Source organism: Nostoc paludosum FACHB-159 (assembly GCF_014698835.1).
In the GTDB taxonomy this organism is placed as follows: Bacteria; Cyanobacteriota; Cyanobacteriia; order Cyanobacteriales; family Nostocaceae; genus Nostoc; species Nostoc paludosum.
On record NZ_JACJTU010000003.1, the window covers coordinates 297,404 to 316,778 of the forward strand.

At 44.4% G+C, this 19,375-nt stretch carries 12 protein-coding genes; 2 read left to right on the forward strand and 10 right to left on the reverse strand.

All coding sequences use genetic code 11. From position 1 onward, the window contains the following. Positions 1-150 precede the first annotated feature (150 nt). The 9 genes from H6H03_RS05075 to H6H03_RS05115 all read right to left on the reverse strand — a co-directional run bounded on the left by H6H03_RS05075 (position 151) and on the right by H6H03_RS05115 (position 13,877). Positions 151-4,023, reverse strand: a complete 3,873-nt coding sequence (locus H6H03_RS05075; protein WP_190954046.1) for a PatA/PatG family cyanobactin maturation protease — start codon at positions 4,021-4,023, stop codon at positions 151-153. Positions 4,024-4,147: 124 nt separating this feature from the next. Further along, entirely contained in the window at positions 4,148-5,074 is a 927-nt protein-coding gene (locus tag H6H03_RS05080; protein ID WP_199338747.1) for a LynF/TruF/PatF family peptide O-prenyltransferase, read from the reverse strand. A gap of 545 nt (positions 5,075-5,619) precedes the next feature. After that, positions 5,620-5,865, reverse strand: a complete 246-nt coding sequence (locus H6H03_RS05085; protein WP_190954047.1) for a DUF5837 family cyanobactin class RiPP — start codon at positions 5,863-5,865, stop codon at positions 5,620-5,622. A gap of 135 nt (positions 5,866-6,000) precedes the next feature. After that, on the reverse strand, positions 6,001-8,334 hold the full coding sequence (locus H6H03_RS05090) for a TOMM precursor leader peptide-binding protein (protein ID WP_190954048.1): 2,334 nt from the start codon (positions 8,332-8,334) through the stop codon (positions 6,001-6,003). Positions 8,335-8,647: 313 nt separating this feature from the next. Next, positions 8,648-9,373, reverse strand: a complete 726-nt coding sequence (locus H6H03_RS40110) for a cyanobactin biosynthesis PatC/TenC/TruC family protein (RefSeq protein WP_242057730.1) — start codon at positions 9,371-9,373, stop codon at positions 8,648-8,650. 26 nt (positions 9,374-9,399) lie between these two features. Beyond that, positions 9,400-9,648 (reverse strand): cyanobactin biosynthesis system PatB/AcyB/McaB family protein, encoded by a 249-nt coding sequence (locus tag H6H03_RS05100; protein WP_190954049.1) that lies wholly within the window; start codon positions 9,646-9,648, stop codon positions 9,400-9,402. Positions 9,649-9,740: 92 nt separating this feature from the next. Next, the gene (locus H6H03_RS05105) at positions 9,741-11,735 is read right to left on the reverse strand and encodes a S8 family peptidase (RefSeq protein WP_190954050.1); all 1,995 of its coding nucleotides are present in this window, start codon (positions 11,733-11,735) and stop codon (positions 9,741-9,743) included. A 1,126-nt stretch (positions 11,736-12,861) separates the two neighbouring features. Beyond that, the gene (locus tag H6H03_RS05110) at positions 12,862-13,368 is read right to left on the reverse strand and encodes a GNAT family N-acetyltransferase (protein ID WP_190954051.1); all 507 of its coding nucleotides are present in this window, start codon (positions 13,366-13,368) and stop codon (positions 12,862-12,864) included. After that, positions 13,368-13,877: a GNAT family N-acetyltransferase gene (locus H6H03_RS05115; RefSeq protein WP_190954052.1), complete on the reverse strand. Its 510-nt coding sequence runs from the start codon at positions 13,875-13,877 to the stop codon at positions 13,368-13,370. The genes H6H03_RS05110 and H6H03_RS05115 overlap by 1 nt, the downstream gene beginning before the upstream one ends. A gap of 316 nt (positions 13,878-14,193) precedes the next feature. On the opposite strand from H6H03_RS05115, the gene H6H03_RS05120 reads away from it, so the two are divergent. Further along, a complete protein-coding gene (locus H6H03_RS05120; protein ID WP_190954053.1) occupies positions 14,194-15,087 on the forward strand; it encodes an isopenicillin N synthase family dioxygenase in 894 nt (297 codons plus the stop codon). 39 nt (positions 15,088-15,126) lie between these two features. Then, a complete protein-coding gene (locus H6H03_RS05125; RefSeq protein WP_190954054.1) occupies positions 15,127-16,251 on the forward strand; it encodes an NAD(P)/FAD-dependent oxidoreductase in 1,125 nt (374 codons plus the stop codon). 165 nt (positions 16,252-16,416) lie between these two features. On the opposite strand, the gene H6H03_RS05130 is transcribed toward H6H03_RS05125, so the two are convergent. After that, complete coding sequence (locus H6H03_RS05130) at positions 16,417-19,017, reverse strand: CHAT domain-containing tetratricopeptide repeat protein (RefSeq protein WP_313931792.1); 2,601 nt, start codon at positions 19,015-19,017, stop codon at positions 16,417-16,419. Positions 19,018-19,375 lie beyond the last annotated feature (358 nt).

Below are 19,375 nucleotides of genomic sequence, written 5' to 3' on the forward strand. Positions count from 1 at the left end.
TAGCATTGTTGTGCCCTTACGATAATTTAGTATTCAAGCATGTATTCCATTCTAATGAAAAGCGCTGTAAATTTTTTGGTACGATCGCTCGCCAGCTATATTACTACCTTGGCGATCGCACCCAATTGGAAATCATGCCACAAAATCCCGTTAGTCTATTGAATTAGACGGCAGTGACCAGCTCTTGATTTCACCCAGAGTCACCGGCATCAGAAGGCGCACATCAAGGGTAAAGCGGAAGACTTTGCGCCCCCGACGACTATTTTCTGGGTCGTAGAACTCTAGCTTGACATCCCAACAGTCACTGTTAATGCGACAGAAGGGGCTTTTTTCCACTGTAATCGTGTCGAATTGACGACGCTCAGCGATCGCTTTGGCAAAGGTCAAAGCCGCTTGGAATATATTGGTGGCAGCAAAGTTGAGGGCGCGATCGCGGGAAGTCTGCCCCACATTGCGAAGATCGTTGTAAACTCGGTTGAGGAAGGTTATCAAAGCTTGTCGCACCAGAGGTGCTTGGGCTTCGTCCACCCGGCGAGAGATTGCCGCCATCGCCGCGTCCACTAGGGCATTGACTTTCCAGCCGTACAACCCCCGCAAGTCATGTACTGTTACTACAGGCACAACCTCACCGGAGAACAGTTCCACCGTGCGCTTGGTGCGCCGGGCGGGTACGCTGATTCGCTCGACAAATTCATCGCTGGTTTCTGGTTCGAGTTGCCCAGCTAACATGAGCAGAAATATTTCGTATATCTGCCCTGAAAACGGCCCTGTTGGGTCTAGGGCGTAGATTGTGTCTCCATCTAGGCTCAAAGTCCAGATTAGAGAACGGCTTTCATCAGGGTTGCGATCGAGGTAATCGACCATTTGCCGGACATCGTAGGGGTCTGGCGGAACCATGATGCCGTTGACTTGGGTAGGAGGCATCAGTTCCTTAAAGCTGTCACGGCGGGTTTCATCCCCAAAGTCGTAACCCAGAATGCCGAGGGCGTAGACGTTGCCATCGTAGGCGATGCTGGCTTCCACGGTGGCTGCGTCTGCGGCATCAGCGGCGGTGACGGATGTTTCGCTTGTTGTGGCATCGGTGGGTTCCACAGCTGGGCTGGCGGCGGTGATGCTTGCTGGGGCAGCCATAGCGCTAGGTATGGCATATCCAGGGCGTTCCGTGCGGGTCATTCCGTCGCCCGTGAAGGAAAAGGTGACGGAGGGTTGCCCAAACAGCACTCTCATTGCGCCAGGGATATTGACAGAGCCGCGCAGACATTGTTGTGGTTCTTCTACAACTTTTGGGTCGCAGGGAATCGCGGTGTTGAACAGTGCGGCTCGGATGGCTTCGGCATCGACGGGTTTTCCTTGTTGCAGTTGCAAACTCATCAGCAGCGCAGAAATACCCGTGATTATGGGAGCTGCCATGCTAGTTCCTGTCTGGCGCACGGGTTTTTCAGTACACGGTTGCGCTCCCAAAATATCTACACCTGGAGCGAGGATACCTTCTTTTGTGTTATTACCCCCCCAATTACTAAATTCGGCTGGTGTACCATCAACTTTTGCGGCTCCCACTGCTAAAGTTCCTGGCAGCATGGCAGGTAGACACGAGTATTCGCCTACATTGTTCCCCGCCGGCGCGACGATTAAAATATTGTTGTCTTGGCATTTCTTAATCGCTTGGACAAGGATCTCTTCTCCTTCCCCTGTTTGGGTGGGGCGACAAAAAGCGCAGTGAATAATATTTGCACCCAACTCTAAGGCTAAGTCGAAGGCGCGGGCTAAGTTGAGGGGTGACAGCATATCATCATAGTTTCCTAGTGCATCATGGGGCATGTTGATTACCCGACACTTGGGAGCCACACCGAAAACAGGGCTATGCTCTTGCCCCACAATGATACTAGTGACGTGGCAGGCATGGTCATTGATTTCAACCCGCTCCTTGTTTTTTGGGAGGGCAGCGTAGAATGCATCTTCCTTCTTTTTACCCTTTAGCCCCTGGTCGCGGATTGCTTGGTAGGTGGCGTAATCTTGTGGGCTGATTGGTTCTGCTGGTTCGTGCCAGTAGGGAATCACCTTAGAGACTTCAGCTCCTGCAAAGCAGGACAATGTATGGTCTGGGTCGCCGTCTATGATTACAATCGTGATGCGGGGGTCACCAAGGGTTTGGTTGTGGAGTTGGGCCAGTCCAGGGATGCGATCGTCGAGTTCATGGGGGTGGAGTGCCGCAGATATTGGGGACGCAGAACTTTCAACTTCACTGGCTAAAACTGCCGCCGACTCCCTTTCACCCTCAGCGACACTCAATGAATCTAGAGCCTGAGTGTAGGCGTAGCCCGTCGTAGACATTGCATCTGAAGGAGCCAAGTCAACAGGCTCAGCACCGATATCCTCAACTTGCACCGAGGTGTTTTCAGGACTTTCCCACACCTCAGTCGGCTGAATTCCTGCCACTAGTCTAACTGGAGAAATTTGATTTCCTAATATTTCTGCCTCACCAGACGCAGGCTTAGTCTCATTAGTCTCACTGGTTGAGACTATAGCCTCAGTCAATCCTTCTGCGTTATTAACCCCGATTGATTCCACCCCACTTGCTTCAACATTGCGCTTGGGCAACGAACCCAGCGCAAATTCTCCGACCACCGACTCTTCCAAATAGTCTAGACCTATTAACCGACCGAAAGTATCGCTATTCCCGCTCCCTATGGCACAGGGAGCTAGACCCATATTGGTCGCTACTAAGTAAAAGTTTTGATATAGAATCCCAACATTCTTAAGCACCGCTGCGTAAGCCATAGCACGATAGCGACGAAATATTCGACCGAACCGTGCTGTAATTACTAATATAATTTGTGGACGCGGAGATAATACTTCTCCCATCCAACTATAACCTAATAAATTTATAATATTATCCTTTGATTCCATTAGCTGCTCTAGCTGGTGATTGAGAGGGTCGTAGTGATACACCCCCAAGTTCAAGCCTCTACAATGCTGTACCACCAGATAAATTTCTAATTCGTACATCGCCCCGCTACTGGGGTAAGGTCGCTTGCTCAACTTGCCATAGTCAAAATCTAGTTTATGATCTGGGTTTTTTCGCCAAAAGTCACCAAACCACTCTTCAGCCTCAAGTAACTCCTTAACACGGGCGGTGCGATACAGTAGTTCGCTCAGTTGTTCGATCGCGATCGGATAGTTGTCGTCATATTCTCGAACTGATTTGCGCGATTCGATCGCTTCCGTCAGCGTAGCATCGTTATACATCAATGCGCCCAAATTCGGCTGCGGCAGAGGCACAATTTGATCGCTCATAGGCGGCTTCACTACTGGGAAATCCAACCATCGGTCAATAATATTGTCTATGAGCGGATAGTCATGGTGACCGCTGCGGCTACGGCTGTGGAAAACCAAGTTATGAAAGTCCCAAAGCTGGAGTGCGGGGGGTTCAGATTCAGCCGTCAAAAAACCTGCTGCAAATAGCAGTTTCAGAAATTGATAGGCTGTTTCAGGTCCTAGATAGGGCGGTGGTGTCAATGATTCTAAAGTTTGGGGTTGGGCTAGTTGAGCCAAAAGCGCACTTGCTCGCCAGTCGAGGAGTTTAATCCGAAACTTCGAGAGAGGAGATTCCAGCACCATTGTGCCATCATAGGAATGTTGATAGGCAAAGCGGGAAAGGGTGAGACGGGTTTGTGTCCAGTAGGGTTCGGTTAGATTCAACTCGGCAGAATCCACCATCGGAATCGCCACTGCCAGTGGCAACACAGCGTAACTGAGCCAACCCCGCTCATCCAATTTTTGTAGCATCACGGCGAACTGTTCCCCAGCTGCCTGTCCATAAAGTCTGGCTAACCCTTGCACAAGTGATTCGGTTGTGGTGTTGCCTGCCTTGAGACTCTCGATAGCAATACTGATTCCGGGGGTTGTAGCTAGGGTGAGCAAAGCAGTCGGATCGGATTGTGCTGAGTGAAAGGTGTAATGACCTTCGGTGCTTTTAACTTGGATATCGGGATTGAGCGAAACAGCGAAGGGATGATTACTCATGGCGATGAATAATGGAAAACGAACAGTAAGTATTGAAGAAACAATAGGGAAACAGAAGAGCCATTTTGACTTATCAGGTAATTTTAAGTTTCAATTACGTATTCACAGTCATTTTCAAGAAAAGTCAAAATCCCGGACGTGGTTGACATCCGTCACGTTGGTCGTAGTAAAAACAAAAATTTTCTAATCGAGTCTTCTCCAACTCTCGCTCTGCAACAGCCACACCAGTACCCGTAATGCAACTTTGATTTTGACAAAAATCGTATACTTTATCACCTAAGCTATTAAATAGAAAATATTTTGGTATATCTTTGATGTTAGTGAAGTAAAACCATAAGACTGGCATTGCATAGTCTTTAGAGAAGCGTGTCATCAAGAGATAAGAACCCCTGAAAATAGAATTCACCTTCTGGGAAAAGTGTTTTTGTATGTAGGGTGTAAGATAGTTTCCTCTATGTCCCATTGCTCCAAGCTGTGCTGGAGCAATGGGACATAGCTCGACGCGACTACGACCATCCAAGAAAAGTGTAAAGCTAATTGCCCAAGTATCTCTAATCAAAACCTGTGTTAATTCATCTGAGTATTGACCGCCATCAAGAGCGATCGCTGTCCTTGCTAATTCTTCAGGATCTTCCTTGTCATCGATATAGACATAGAACACTGCACTGGAATCTTCCAGCTTTGAACCCAAGTGAATGCCAATCGTGTTGTTCGTGATTTTACGTGAGCCAATATGTGCTGCTGCAAACTGCTCAAACGAGTTACGATTAATGCGTACACCCAACTGATTCTCAATTTTATCTAATAACTTAAACGCATGAGTTAGCGATTCCGGCCAAGACTTTCCAGGATATTTACAAACCTCATGACGACCTGCTAACAGTCGGCCACCTTCAATTTGGCAAGAGGATTCAACAAAACAAGAACCTTCAATCTCAAGAATTACCTCTTCAAAAAGAGGGAGAGGAAAGGTTGGCTCAACATCAAAAGCCTCTTGATGGGTTCGGATAAACTGAAGACGGCGGTCTTTGAGAAGATTATTTTGAAGCATAGAAGTTAGGGACATCATCTTATACCAATTTTGGATTTTAGATTTTGCGAAAAGTTTGAGCGGAGGTTTCCTCCGATCAAAACTTTTCAAGACGGATTTTGGGTTAAAACCATTGATTAATAGGCTATTCCAGACTTTTGAATCAAGGTTTTCTATGCCAATTTGGTATTAGTCAGGTAGATCGCATCATTATCATTTTTTGTTGCTAATCTCAATAGAGTGCCTAACTCTAACGAAAAATACGGATTGCCTTTTTACCAAAAAACATGTAAAGCAAATTAATCGCCACTGAGATTGACCTAATGGCAATTTAACCTCCCATTTTTGACAGCGCTAAATGCCGAAGCGTTGTAGCGCGTATCTTTTGGGAGGTGTAAGATGAAGACGAGGTAGATGAAGAAAGTGTACAAAACTCAGGATCGAGTAAAGTTTTGCTCGCAACTCGACATCTTTAACCTCGTCAACAACACACAGCCTAGTAAATCACTGCGATCGCAACTAGAGGTTAACTGTAGTGCGACTAAAGTGAGCTAGGCTACATATCCTTACTCACCATCGTAGGCAGTCGCACAGCTAGTGCCAGATGCTTCTGCACCATCGTAGGCAGTCGCACAGCTAGTGCCAGATGCTTCTGCACCATCGTAGGCAGTAGCAGAGCTAGTGGCAGATGCTCCCACACCAGCCTCACCGAGAGCTTCCTCAGAGAGTTCAGCTAAGAAGCTGGGCAGTTGACCAGTGGTGATGCGGATCACGGGTTTGCCTTGTTGGGGCAGAATGTTCTTCTTTTCCATGAGTAATATCCTCATTTTGTTCTTTGATTTGCTGACCCGTTGAGGTGGGTCAATCCTCTTCTTCGTTGGAAAGAAGCCTATTAGGGCGACATTTGGCATGTAGCGGAGCCTGTCGCCTACAAACTTTTAAAAGATTTAAAACGGTATATTTGTGGGGTTCATCTGTGTTTCACGCAGAGGCTCTTTTAACCACCCCAACTTCACAGGGACATCATAGAGCCGCCCTGGCCCCAACCGCGACCAAAAGGTTCGCATTCCCGGTACAATTACTTTGACCACGTTTAAGCCGATGTCCGGTCGCGTCTGGTCTAGCACCAGGGTTTCTAGCCCTACTGTTTGGGCAATCTCCACACACTTCATCACATCTGTGTAGATGTCATCACTCCAAAAGTTCGGGTAATCGCTGGCAGTCTTTAGCGGCTGCAATGCATCTGGAATTAAACAAGGATGACTTTCTCTAGTCACTCCTAAGAGCCAGTCTTTCGATTCACCTTTGAGCTGCTCGTCGGGTATTTTGTCTAGTTGTAACCCAATTTGGCTTAACTCAGTGAGGGTACGAACAATGGCAATCTTCGGGTCGAGGTGTGCCCCAAAACCAACACCTATCCGCTCTGAACTTCCTACTGTGCGATAGGATATGCCTGCAAACGCTGGAATTCCGAGGTCAGCAGTCAAATCCAGAACCCATAATTCCCGGTTCTGTTCTCGGTAGAACTGCTGTAACTGGACAAAGTATGGCTCGTCAAAGCTGGCCAAGTCCACCCCTGGGCGGCTGAGGCGGTTGTACCACCACAGAGCTACACAATCTCGCTCCACCAGTTCCATAAACCCTTGCAAAATTGCCTCTTCCAGGGTGTTGCCTGCTGCATTACCGTTGGAATCCGCCTTACAAAAGCGCTCAGCTTCCGGCATCGGGTAGTTGTAGTAGCAAAAGCCAGTAGGTACGTATTTGTGCTTTTGCTCAGTCAACGACCACACTGGTGTCCAGTCGATCGCTTTACTGGCGTCAAATCGATGGGGAATCCAGCGATAAGCTGCCGCTGAACCCTGAGCGTTTAAGGCTTCCCGATTGGCATACTGATCATCGCTAAAGTACAAACACTGCTCTGGATGAATTGCCAAGTCCCCTAGCTCTGCCAAGGTTGCCCGTTTGCGGGGTTCGTCCCCCTGAAAGATGCCCGAATAGCGTTCCACCGCCTCGCCGAAACCACTAGCTTTGGATTGGCTATCGGTCTTACCTTTGCCAGAACTCTTGTAGTTCAATGTATTACGTAGTCCCCGTAGGGTGGTGGCACTGCCGAAGCTATGCACCGCCCGGTAGGTATGTACCAAGGGATTATTCGGGTCAGAAACCCGCACCAGTTCAGTTACCACTCCTGTAACAGGGCTAATCAAGTGCTGGTATTTCTGCAAGGTCTGTTCTGGGCTGGTGGTACGGTAACCACCATCATGGGTGAACTGCTTGGGGCGCGATTCTAGCTTCAGCGGTTCAAACCCTTGGCGCTGCATAATTTCTTGGTCACCACAGGCCGGACATTGCGGCCGCTTAGTCAATATATGACTTTTCAAGTCCAGGATCGTCTGGTTGAAGGTGATGACCTTGCCGTCGAGGGTGGGGAAAAGCGCCGTTCCTGGTGCAGTGGCATTAACGTGTTGCTTAACAATCCACTTGGCAATCTCGGTGGCGGCGAACTGTAGCCCAGTTTGCAGGGTAGAGGGCAACGTTGCCCGTGCCGTGGGCAAGCAGCTCTCTACACGCCCTTTCTGACCATTGCGTTCTTGCTGGAGTTGTTTTTGCTGTAAGACTGACGCCTCTACTTCGCGGTTGCCCCGCAGCCGATGAGCAAGACAGCTCCAACACCCCGTTTTTCCAGGAACAAACACTGGCCCCAACCACAGGACACTGCCCACCGGCTTGACAAGCACCCAAGTCTGTTGGCGCTCTAGAGCCTGCTTGTTGATGGCGGCTAGTCCCGACTGCAAATAGTCATCGGTCAAGACGATGTTGAGCGCTGCTCTTGAACCTGCGTCTGCGGAGTTTTGCACGGGAATGCCCATGTCCCGCAGGGCAGTTGCCAGAGCAGCGACAGTTACTTCACTGATGTTGTCGCCCACCGTTGTCAGCGTCACGGGTTGCTTTAGCCCTTGCGCTGCAACAGGGGGTGCAATTCCTAACTCAGTCCAAAATGCCGCCACTTCCGGGGATAAATCCGGGGTAGCCTCGGTGAGGTAGCCCTTCTCTGCAAGGCGATTGAGTACATAGTCAATGTATTCCGCCGGGACTTGACCATCAAGCTTTTGTATAATCTGCTCGATGGTGTGTTGCCCATCTAAGAGGGGTACTATTTGACAGTAGAGTTCCCCAGTTAGGGCATGGTTACCCTGTTCGCCAAGGAGATACACTTGCTTTGGCTCAATCACTTCGATATGAAAGTGGGGCTTAATTTGGAGGAGTGTGGTGGATTGCATAGAGCAAACATTGGGTCATTAAAGTGGACGATAATCAAGATAGGTTAGGGATTAGGGCATGTTTTTAAACTACTCGTTTAGCCTCCTAATTTTTTAGATCCCTAAATCCCCGTTCAAAGGTGGGACTTTAAGAGAGAGATTCTGAGCAAGCCTTTTTAAGGCTACGGTGCATACAGAATTCTCAAGTAGTTGATGAATCCGGGTTTTACCCCACCCTAACCCTCCCCTTATAAAGGGGAGGGAACATGATTTCTAGTTTCCCCCCTTTATAAGGGGGGATTAAGGGGGGTAATTCGACTTGTGTATATACCCCCTAAGCCCAGATGCGGCCTCGTCGGAAGGGCTTGCCCTCCTCCGGTGCTTTGGCATGTTGTCTGGCGTATTCCCACCAGTAAGAATAATCTTGTAACCCAGTTTGGGAAGTGGGCACGTAAGACTTTTTCTTTTTCGGTTCGGGGGTGGGTGACACTTCCGGAGGTGTTATTTCTGTTTTCTCCTTAGCCATAGTTTCCTTTGGTGTTTGGGGTGTTTGGAGGGTTTGCGGTTGCTGGGTAGCGACAACTGCCTCTAACTTGAGATAGTCGATGCGGTGTGCGCCATCTCCCGACTCACCAGCAGTGGTTAAGGTCAGGGTATGTTGTCCAGCACTCAAGGCTGGCAAGGGAATCTGAGCTTGGGTTGCCTTGCCTGACCCGACACCGACAATTTCGGTCACTGGCTCACCGTTAACCCAGAGGGTGTCAACTTGAGAGCCAAAAAAGTTGTAAAAGAGCGTAAGTTCGCCGACACTGTAGTTTTGGGTAAGGGTGAACTGGATATTCAGTTTTTCGGTGGAAAACAGCTGCTTTGCTTTGCTGCGTGGTTTCTTCTTGCGACCTGGAACCACGAGTAACGATGGCATCTGCGGCTGGTTAATTGGGTCTGAATCTGACCCAACTACGTAGGTAAATTCCCCTTGCCAGCCACCTTCCTGGGAAAACTCCTGACCTCCTTTACCGGGTTGACCAATTTGCCATAAGGTTTGAGTTTGTTGAGGCATGGTGATTAGCGGCTATTAGTCGCTCGTTAATAGAATCCTCCCATGCTGCCAAAGCCGCCCCAACCCTGACTCATACCCTGGCTAGCACTAGAGTGCATCACTTGGTTGAAACTACGGTTGGCAAAGGCTGGAGGATCGTTATAGTTGGCACCATGCAACAGATCCATCCGAATATGTACCAAATCATCAGGACTACCATTTTCCAGATCCACGCACAGCGCAGGCTGGATAACATCGGGACGTTTGACAGGGGGAGACAATATAGGAAGTCGCATGATTTAAAATTCTCCGTATGGTAAGGTGAACAAATTTAGATTTCTTGGCAAGAGTGTATGTTGTTACACTCTTATCAAAATTGTATTCCCCTTTAATACGGTGAAGACCAGGAACGAACTTCGCCCAAGGTAACAGGAATCAAGTCACTGACATCAATGGTGAAGCGGAATATCTTCTTGGCACGGCGGTTATTTTCAGGGTCGAAGAACTTCAGTTTCACATCCCAACAGTCGCTATCCATACGGCAGAAAGGACTTTTCTCAACGGTAACGCTGTCAAGTTCCATACCAACAGCAACCGCTTGGCTGAAGGTTTGGGCGGCTTGGAAGGCGTTGGTGACTGCAAAGTTAAGGGCGCGGTCTTGGGATGTGGTTCCCAAGTTGCGGAGGTCGTAGTAAATGCGGTTGAGGAAACCATCTAAGGTCTTGCGGATTGTTTCTTCGTCAGCAGTCCCGGCTTCTGCTTGCACTGCTGCCATCGCTGCACTCACCAAGTTGTTAACTTTCCATCCGTAGATACCGCGGGTGCTTTGGGGTTCAAGCACTGGGATAACTTGACCGGAGTAAAGCTTGACCGTGCGCTTGGTTAATATACCCGGTATGCTGACGCGCTCAACATATTCGGCATTGCTTTCGGGTTGGATTTGACCGGATAGCAGTTCGTGGAGGGCACGGTAAGACTCGGCGGCGAAGGGGCCGGTGGGGTCGATCGCATATACTGGAGTTAATTCTATATTAAGTGTCCAAATTAGCGATCGCGCTTCCGAAATATTGTTGTCCAGGTAGTCCACCATTTGCCGAGCATCGTAGGGGTTAGCCGGTACCATCACCCCTCCGCCGATATCAAATGGTGGCATCAATTGTTTAAATGAGTCCCGACGGGCTTCAGTTCCAAAGTCATAGCCCAGGGTTCCTAGTGAATATACCAGAGGGCCGAGATCTGGGAGTTCGCTGGGTGCTTGGCTGGCGGTGACGGAGTTAGCAGTTAAGTTAGGCATCATCGGTTGTTGAGTTACAGGTGTAGGAAATGATTGAATATAGTTTTGGAAATTGGGGGTGTTGCTAGGGACACTCTGTGCCCCTTCGACATTGGCTGCCGCACCAACCAAGCTAGGAGCAGATTGTCCTTGGTGAGCGGCGAGCGCTTCACTGGCGTTAGTTAAGCTGCTACCACAACCGCACCCTGCGGCTTCTACTTCTGATGCACTGACTGATGTGGATGTCTGAGTCATCTTTCCTCCTTTTAATAACGTTATGGCTCCAGAGACATTCAGTTTTCCTGCCAGACACCGCTTGGCATCTTCTGGCATATCTGCGTCGCAGGGTAAAGCACTCTGCAACAACACTTGACGAATTTTATGGGGGTCGGGGGTTTCTCCCTGTTCCAGTTGAAGACTCAGCAGCAGTGCTGCTACACCTGAGACAATGGGAGCAGCAAAGCTGGTACCACTAACGCGGTGGACGCCACCACCGACTTTAGCTCCTAGTATGTTCTCTCCAGGGGCAAGGATACCTTGGCTTTGGTACGCTTCGCCCCAGTTGCTGAAATCCAGGGGTTTACCATTTGCATCCATCGCCCCCACAGCCAGTACAGCAGGCATGGCAGCAGGTACGTGTAAGCAATCGCAACCATTGTTGCCTGCTGCGGCGACGAGCAAAACATTGTTTTCTCGGCACAGACGAACGGCATTCTGTAGCCAACCATCGGATTCCCCATAGTCGGTTAGTTGACCGCCACTGAGGTTGATGATGTGAGCGCCGGCGTTAACTGCTTGCTCAATCCCCCTAGCCAAATCTAGCTGGGAAGTTCTGAGGCGATCGTCGGCGAAGACTGGTACAATTATTCCCTTGCATTGGGGAGCGATTCCCTGCACCGGACTGCCCGGTTGCCCAAAGATAATGCTCGCTACGTGGGTGCCGTGGGCGGACATATTGCCGTCGATTCTGGCATTGTCTTTAACCAAGCTGGGCAGGGACTTAAGGTCAGCGCCTTGGAAGCAAGGATGAGCGCGGTCAACAGGCCCGTCCAAAACCGCTACACAAATACTATTATTGCCCTGGGAAATTGTACTTAATGTCTCTAGCATTTAACTATAGCTAGTTGATTATATTGTTTGGTTAGTTTGTGTATAAAACTTAGGTAAACTAATAATCTTTCTCCTAAGTTTTGTTAAAAGAATAGATTCATTTTTAGAGGTTTACCTAATTTTCTGCTGTAAATCTATGGAGTATGGTTTAAGCGCTAGGAAACTTTATTTTTCTGATTTTTTCCATCTCTATAGTATGTTTAAGTGTTTTTTACTCAAAGGAAATAAAACTTTCAGTTTTTACTTTGAAACAGCTTGCTTAATTAAAAACATCTGCTCAACTTCAACTGAAGATGAATCATCTCAGCTTTGTCCAAAAAATGCAATACCAACAAAAAACTTAATAGTTCGCTTAACTGTCCATTTAAAACAGTTAAGTGGACAGTTAAGACAGTTAAGACAGTTAAGTGTATTTTTTAAGTGGACAGTTAAGACAGTTAAGACAGTTAAGACAGTTAAAATATTTCAAATAGTAAATAAAAAGAATTACTAAGTTTCAATTTCTTGATACTTTTTAAAAGCGTAGCGCGATCGCTCCAAGACTCAAGGAAGAAGCGAAAACCCAGATTCTGCAAGATTTTTTTGCATTCTTGAGTTTTGAGATCCGCACAGGTGAAATATTTGATTGACTTATTCTCTGAGAAATACTCAAAAATACGGTAAGTACAGCGACTTTTAGTTGAATATAGCATAACAGGATAAGACATCTGTGCTAGCCTACAAAGGTTTAATTTTCCAAGGGTGTATTCCATTAAATTGAAAATTGTTCTAAGTTTTCAGCCACTAATCACGTAGGGGCACAACATGTTGTGCCCCTACCCGTGTACTGAAAAACGGGTGTTGCTAATTTCATGTATGAAAACGATTGTGCATAATATCAAAATCCTGTAAAGACGTTGCAATGCAATGTCTCTATTCATACCGCAATTCAGCAACGCCGAAAAACGCCGAGAATGGGGTTTACAGAAAGGCGATCGCCTTTTTCATTTGCTTTAAAGTATAATTTTATACTGAAAATAGTAATCTGGATATTGGAGATAATTACAATATCGCAAAACTGACACAATTTTTATCGTGGGGTGGACATCTTGTCCGCCCCAAGTTTTCACCATGCTATATCTGAATACTATACTTCATTAAATGCAGGTGGATAAACAACTTTTCCCTTATACTTTTCGTGATAACTTTGCAGTGGTTTAACCATAAAAAATTCTTCTGGTACTGGAAAGGGAGATTCAATTCCATAAATCACAGAAGGTTGAAAGCCAAAGCGAGTATAAAACTCTGGATGACCTAGTACAATTACTACGGCTTCTTTGTTTGCTTGGGCTATTTCCAGGCCTGCTTTAATTAATGCACTACCAATTCCTTGTCTTTGAAATTCTGGATGAACTGCTAAAGGCGCTAAACCGAGTACTTGTAATGTTTGTTCGTTCGCCAGGTCAATATAGCTAAATAAAATGTGACCGGCTACCATACCTTCAATTTCAGCAACTAGCGAAAGTTCTGGAATATAACGGTCAGAATGGCGAATTATTTCCACAAGTTTGGCTTCGTTGTCTTGACCAAAAGCTAATGTATTTATTTGTGCGACTGCTGGGTAGTCTGTTAGAGTTTCACGACGGATATTCATTATTTTAAAATCAATTCCATAAAAATCCAGTTTGCTCGATATTCTAACGGAATTTCTGTTTTTTCTAAGTACGGCTCGATATTGTAAAAGCCAAATGCACGATAAAGTGCGTGTGCTTTTTTTGCATAAGGCGCGGTGTCTAGGCGAAGTTTGGAGTAACCGATATCAGTAGCTTCATTGATGATAGCTTCTAATAATGCTCGACCTATTCCTTTTTGGCGTAATTGTGGTTTGACATACATCCTTTTAATTTCGCCAATATCTTGGTTAATCTTTCGCAAGCAAAGACAACCTGCTATTTGTTCTTCGTATTGTCCTAGAAGCAAGCGTCCTGAAGGTGGGAGAAATTCATCGATTTGGGTGATATATTGCTCGGAAAATGTATTAACATCTATATTGATGTTAAATTCTTGGCTAAAAATTAATTTAGTTTCATTAAAATAGTCGAAGAACAATTCTTTTATATTAGATTTATGTTCTTCATTTTCTAGAGGGATGATTTTGAGCAAGGTTTATGCATCCGCTAAATCAGACTACAACAGATTGCAATTTTGTGAGTTACAGATCGTTGTAGGGGCATAACATGTTGCATACGTGTCAACTTAACGTAAAACCCCGATCAAAACGTAATGAGCGAGTTCTACTCATTTACCATCAAGATCCGCGTTACCCCACCCCGGCTTTGCTAACGCAAAACCTCCCCTCCCCTTAGCAAGGGGAGGGGTTGGGGGTGGGGTAAAACGTCTGTGGGATAAGTGTTTGGGCTTAAGTTGACACCAATGAACATGTTGTGCCCCTAACCGCGTACTATATCTTGAATCATTGATGGTTACAATTCCAGTAATTGATTTGACTGCTTTCACCAATAGCAATGCAACAACTCGGCAAGCTGTTGTGAAAGAAGTTTATCAGGCTTGTCATGAAATCGGTTTTATGTACTTGCAAAATTCTGGTATGTCAAAAGATTTAATACAGCAAGTATTTAATTACAGCAAATCTTTCTTCAATTTACCTTTAGAAGTTAAGCAAAAGCAAGCTTGGAGTGATGAATTTAATAATACAGGATATGTTGGTATTGAGAGAGAACGTCTTGACCCGAATAAGCCAGGTGACTTGAAAGAAGCGTTTAATGTCAGCAAAGAAGGTGCTGTGGGGATAGATGCTTGTATTGTGGATTTTTATGATAGTTGCACGCAATTAGCTAACACGGTATTGCAAACATTTGCTTTGGCGTTGGACTTGCCAGAAGATTTTTTTAGGATAAGGCACGATCGCCACAATCATACCTTGCGATCGCTCCACTATCCACCATTACAAACACCGCCTAAACCCGGACAAGTACGTGCAGGGGAACATTCCGATTATGGCAGTATTACTTTACTTTTCCAAGATGATGTCGGCGGGTTGGAAGTACAAACAACAGCAGGAGAATGGATTGGAGCGGCTGCAATTCCTGATACTGTTATAGTTAATACTGGCGATTTAATGCAAAGGTGGACAAATCACGTATTTTGTTCGACTAAGCATCGGGTAATGATTCCTAACGATGATAGAGTAAAGCAGTCTCGGTATTCTATTGCTTTTTTCTGCCATCCCAATGATGATGTAGAAATTGCTTGTTTGGAGTGTTGCCAAAAAGAAAAATCACCAATTTATCCGCCTATCCTTGCGGGAGAATATCTTTTAAGTCGTTTACAAGCAACTTATGGTAATTCGTAATTCGTAATTCGTAATTCGTAATTAGGAAAGATATTTAGGATGAAAACTTATGATTGGATTGTGGTTGGTGGTGGGATTACGGGTGCTACCCTTGCTTATGAACTAAGGAAAGCAGGCTTTGGTGTACTTCTGGTGGAAGAATATGAAACACCAGAGAATGCAACTCGCTATAGTTATGGTGGACTTGCTTATTGGGCGGGTACTACACCAGTAACTCGGCAATTGTGTGAAGATGCGATCGCTCGTTATCATATCCTATCCCAAGAGTTAGACGCTGATATCGAATTTCGGGAATTAGATTTATTACTAACTATTTCAGCAGCTAGTGACCCAGAAGCGATCGCTGCATTATATAGTAATTGTGCTGTTGTACCGCGTTTACTCAGCCCAGAAGCTGCGGGTGAACTAGAACCACTAATAAATCAACAGGCTATATCTGGTGCTTTAACTGTTAAACACGGTCACATTCATCCACAAAAAACTGCACAAGCTTACATTCAAGCTTTTTTGCGTAGTGGAGGTGAACTTCAAGTTAACAAAGTATTGCAGATATTGGAAAATGGCGTAGAAACCACCAATGCAACTTACCAGAGTGCAAATGTCGTCATCTGTGCGGGTGGACTTAGCCGCCAACTCTTAAAATCAGCTGGTATTGCTTTTAAAATATATTTTACCCACGCAGAAATAATTGAAACTCCACCAGTTGATATTAGGTTACGCACCTTAGTTATGCCAGCAAATGTGCAACGGTTTCAATTAGAAGCACAATCTACTCAAGTTGAGCAATTGTGGGATGAACCAGATAATGAACCAGTACCAGCAATTTTAGATGCCGGTGCAATTCAGTTTCAAGATGGTAGCTTGCGTTTGGGTCAAATTAGCCGCGTTCTTACAGATCCTCATGCTCAGGTAAACCCACAAGAGAGTGAACGTTGGTTGCGAGAAAGCGTTGGGGAAGTGTTACCAGCTTTGGGGAATTTACCAGGAACTTGGCATCATTGCTTAGTAGCATTTAGTAACAATCAAATTCCTTTAATTGGTGCTATTTCTGGATTTGAAAATATTCATGTGTTTTCTGGATTTAGCAACCCGCTTGTTATCGTACCACCCTTAGCAGAGCGCTTTGCTAAATTTGCAACTGGCAAGGAAGATAAAATTATATAAGTTATGATTTCGGTAATCATTAGACCCCACCCCTTAATCCCCTAAGAGCAAGCTCTTAGGGGAGACAAAGCACAGCTTTGGCTCTTTGGGGTTCTTCAGGTTTAGTAATTAACCAAAGTTGAATATGCCCACCGTAATTATGCAGTTTAAATGTGGAATAACCAATTACAGCCAATTTCCAATAATAATAAATGGTGCCCAATAATAAGGGTGATTATATTGGATGTCAATTTCAGTTGTTTTTGCATTAATCAGTTTTAATTGGGCAAGTTGTAAAGCTTCTGCTTTAGTTATTTTTGGTTGACGTAACTGATTATAAAACTCTGCTACTAAATTGGCTGTAGACTCATCCCCCACAGACCATAATGAAGCCATTGCACTTTTGGCACCAGCTTGTAACGCCACACCAGCTAACCCTAAGGTTGACCTATCATCACCAACTGCTGTTTGACAAGCGGTGAGTGCTAATAATTCAACTACATTAGAACTATTATTAGTTTTACGCAGCAATTTTTCTAATTGATTAATTGTGAGTTTGTCATTATTTCCTGTGATTAAAAATGTATCTTCGGGAATTGTGCCGAATTGTGCGTGAGTTGCGACGTGAATAATTGGATAAGAAGTGTTTTGAATTTCTTGTTCTAAATTACTAATTGTAAAATCCTGATTTTCTAGCTTTTTGCTATTCGCAAACTGTTCTTGGACTATCTTAGTTTCTAAAAGAACATTTACTAAGGGATCGAATAATTGTCCGTCGATTTTTGCTTCTTGACTGACAGCTAAAACTAAAGCTCGACTTGATTTGAGATCGACTTTTTGGGTTGAGGTTAATTGTAAACTAGGAGTAGTAGCGATCGCGTATTTTTCAATTAAATATTTCTTGTCTTTTTTGTCATAAAGTGCAGCCATTGGCACATTACGCAAAAAGCTATCTTGGATAAATACTAAAGTGTTAACGTTCTGAGATTTTAAATCTTCTTCAAAGGGGCGGATGATTAATTCATAAAGATTTTCTGCATCTTTTGTATTATAGTTAATATCGCGTTTTCCTCTAATTAACCCAGTATAAAAGTTTTTAATTTCTTCCCTCAGAGTGTCCTGGCTTTTATCTATCCATTGCAAACGTCTTTCTTGATTGGGTAAAATCAATATCGCCCCTGTCTTATCTTTGAGGACTATTGAACTAATAAATGCAGTGCTGTCTTCTACGACTTCGGTGACATTTCTATTATCAATCGCACTTAAAATACAATCATTACCAAAGTAATTTTGGATTTCTGCTAGCCGGAGGGAATTTATTGTAGTTAAGGCAGCATTTAAATTTGGGCTACTAAGTTGTTTATTACTAGTATTATTTGCTAAAGCAAATTCTAATTGCAGTTGTGCTAGCTGGCGATAGACTGGCTCAATGATATCACGAAAATCAAATTGAAAATCACGGTCTGCAATGAGAATATCGCTGCGTAATTGTTCTAGTGTATTGTATGCTCGTTGATAAAAAGGAAGTGCTTCAATATTTTTATTCTGGGCTTCTACAATTCTCCCCGCCTGCCATTCCCATAAATATAAGCTATCTTTAGCTTTTAATTTTTGATCTGCTAACCAGATTGCCTTATTAGTTAATTCCCAAGCTAGTTGATAGTTTTTTTCTTGACACTCATAGAAATGACCAAGCGCTCCTAAAGCATAAGATTCAGAACGAGAATCTTGCAGCCTTTGAGAAATCTTTATAGCTTGGTTAAATAATTCCTTTGCTTGCGCGTTTGGTAATTTTGGTTTTGCCAAACACTGAGTTAATGGTGAAGTTAATTCCTGCTCAACATCAGGCAAGTTTGCTAAATCGATCGCTGCATATACTTTATTAACAGAATCAGGTAATTTATCTAACAGATCTAAAGCTTCTTTGATATTTGTTTCAAACTTATTCTGGGGTATTAAAGCAATTGTTTTCGAGTGATAAAAAAGCTGAATCAGATTTAGCAAACTGCGGATTTCGCCAGATTTATTATCTTGTTGACGAGCTTCTTTGAGGCTTGATTGAAAATATGTCAGAGCTTGCTGATAATCATTGTTTGCTTTTTGTTGGAACTCAGTAGCTTTAGAAATACTTTGTTGTTCGGCAGATTTGGCGCGTAAATTCCAAAGTTGAGCGCGGCTAGCGTGAGCATTTCCTAAACTATTGAGGATGGCAAAATTATATGTTTGATTATTAGTCTTTTTTGCAGTTTCGAGATATTGAATTGCCATATCATAATTGCCTCGAAGCCGATAAGCTTCGCCAAGACTTCCTAATGCTGCAATTTCTCCGGGTTTATCTTGTTGTTGTGAAGCTATTTGTAATGCACTACCTTGCTGGCAGGCTAGGTTTTGGATATTTTTGGCATCAACACCACATAAAAAATTAATTGCCTTTCCTGTTTGCCCAAAATTACTGTAAGCTTGAGCTATCTCTGTTAATATCCGTCCTACTTTTTGCCAGTTTTGTTGAGAGCGATAGTAATTATTCAGTTTTTCCCAATAACTCAAGGCTTGCTCATTTTCACCCAATTGTTGATAAGTTCGCGCTAAATTCTCATTAACAACGGCGATATTATTATAGTTTTTCTTTTGTTGGTATACCTCTAAAGCTGCTTCCCACGATTGAATTGCAGCACGAAAGTTTCCTGCTTTATAGCTTTCCACACCTTTGTTAACTAATTCATCAGCATTAGGGGTTTGAGCTTGAACTAACTCGCCGATGCTCACTTGTAGGGTTGTCAGTTGCACATTATTTAACCCTACACAAAGGCTGAAACTGATAAAAAATAGAAATGTTAAGCAATAATGAGTGGTTGATTTAGAAAATTTATTCAACACGGGTAAGTAAAGGTTGCTATTGATTACCAAAGGGTTTATTAAATATAAAATCAGGTAATTTGTATATTTGTCAACTAATTATAATAATATTTACTTAGATAATCATGTTTATCATGGTTGGTATATATTAGCTATACAGTTTTCTGTAATCAAAATTACATATTTCCATCTTTTTTGGTTAACAATACAAGTTTTAATCTCCAAACAGTGGTAAAAAGCGATCGTAGCTATTCGTTTTACCTAATTTATATCTGATTGCAACTAACTC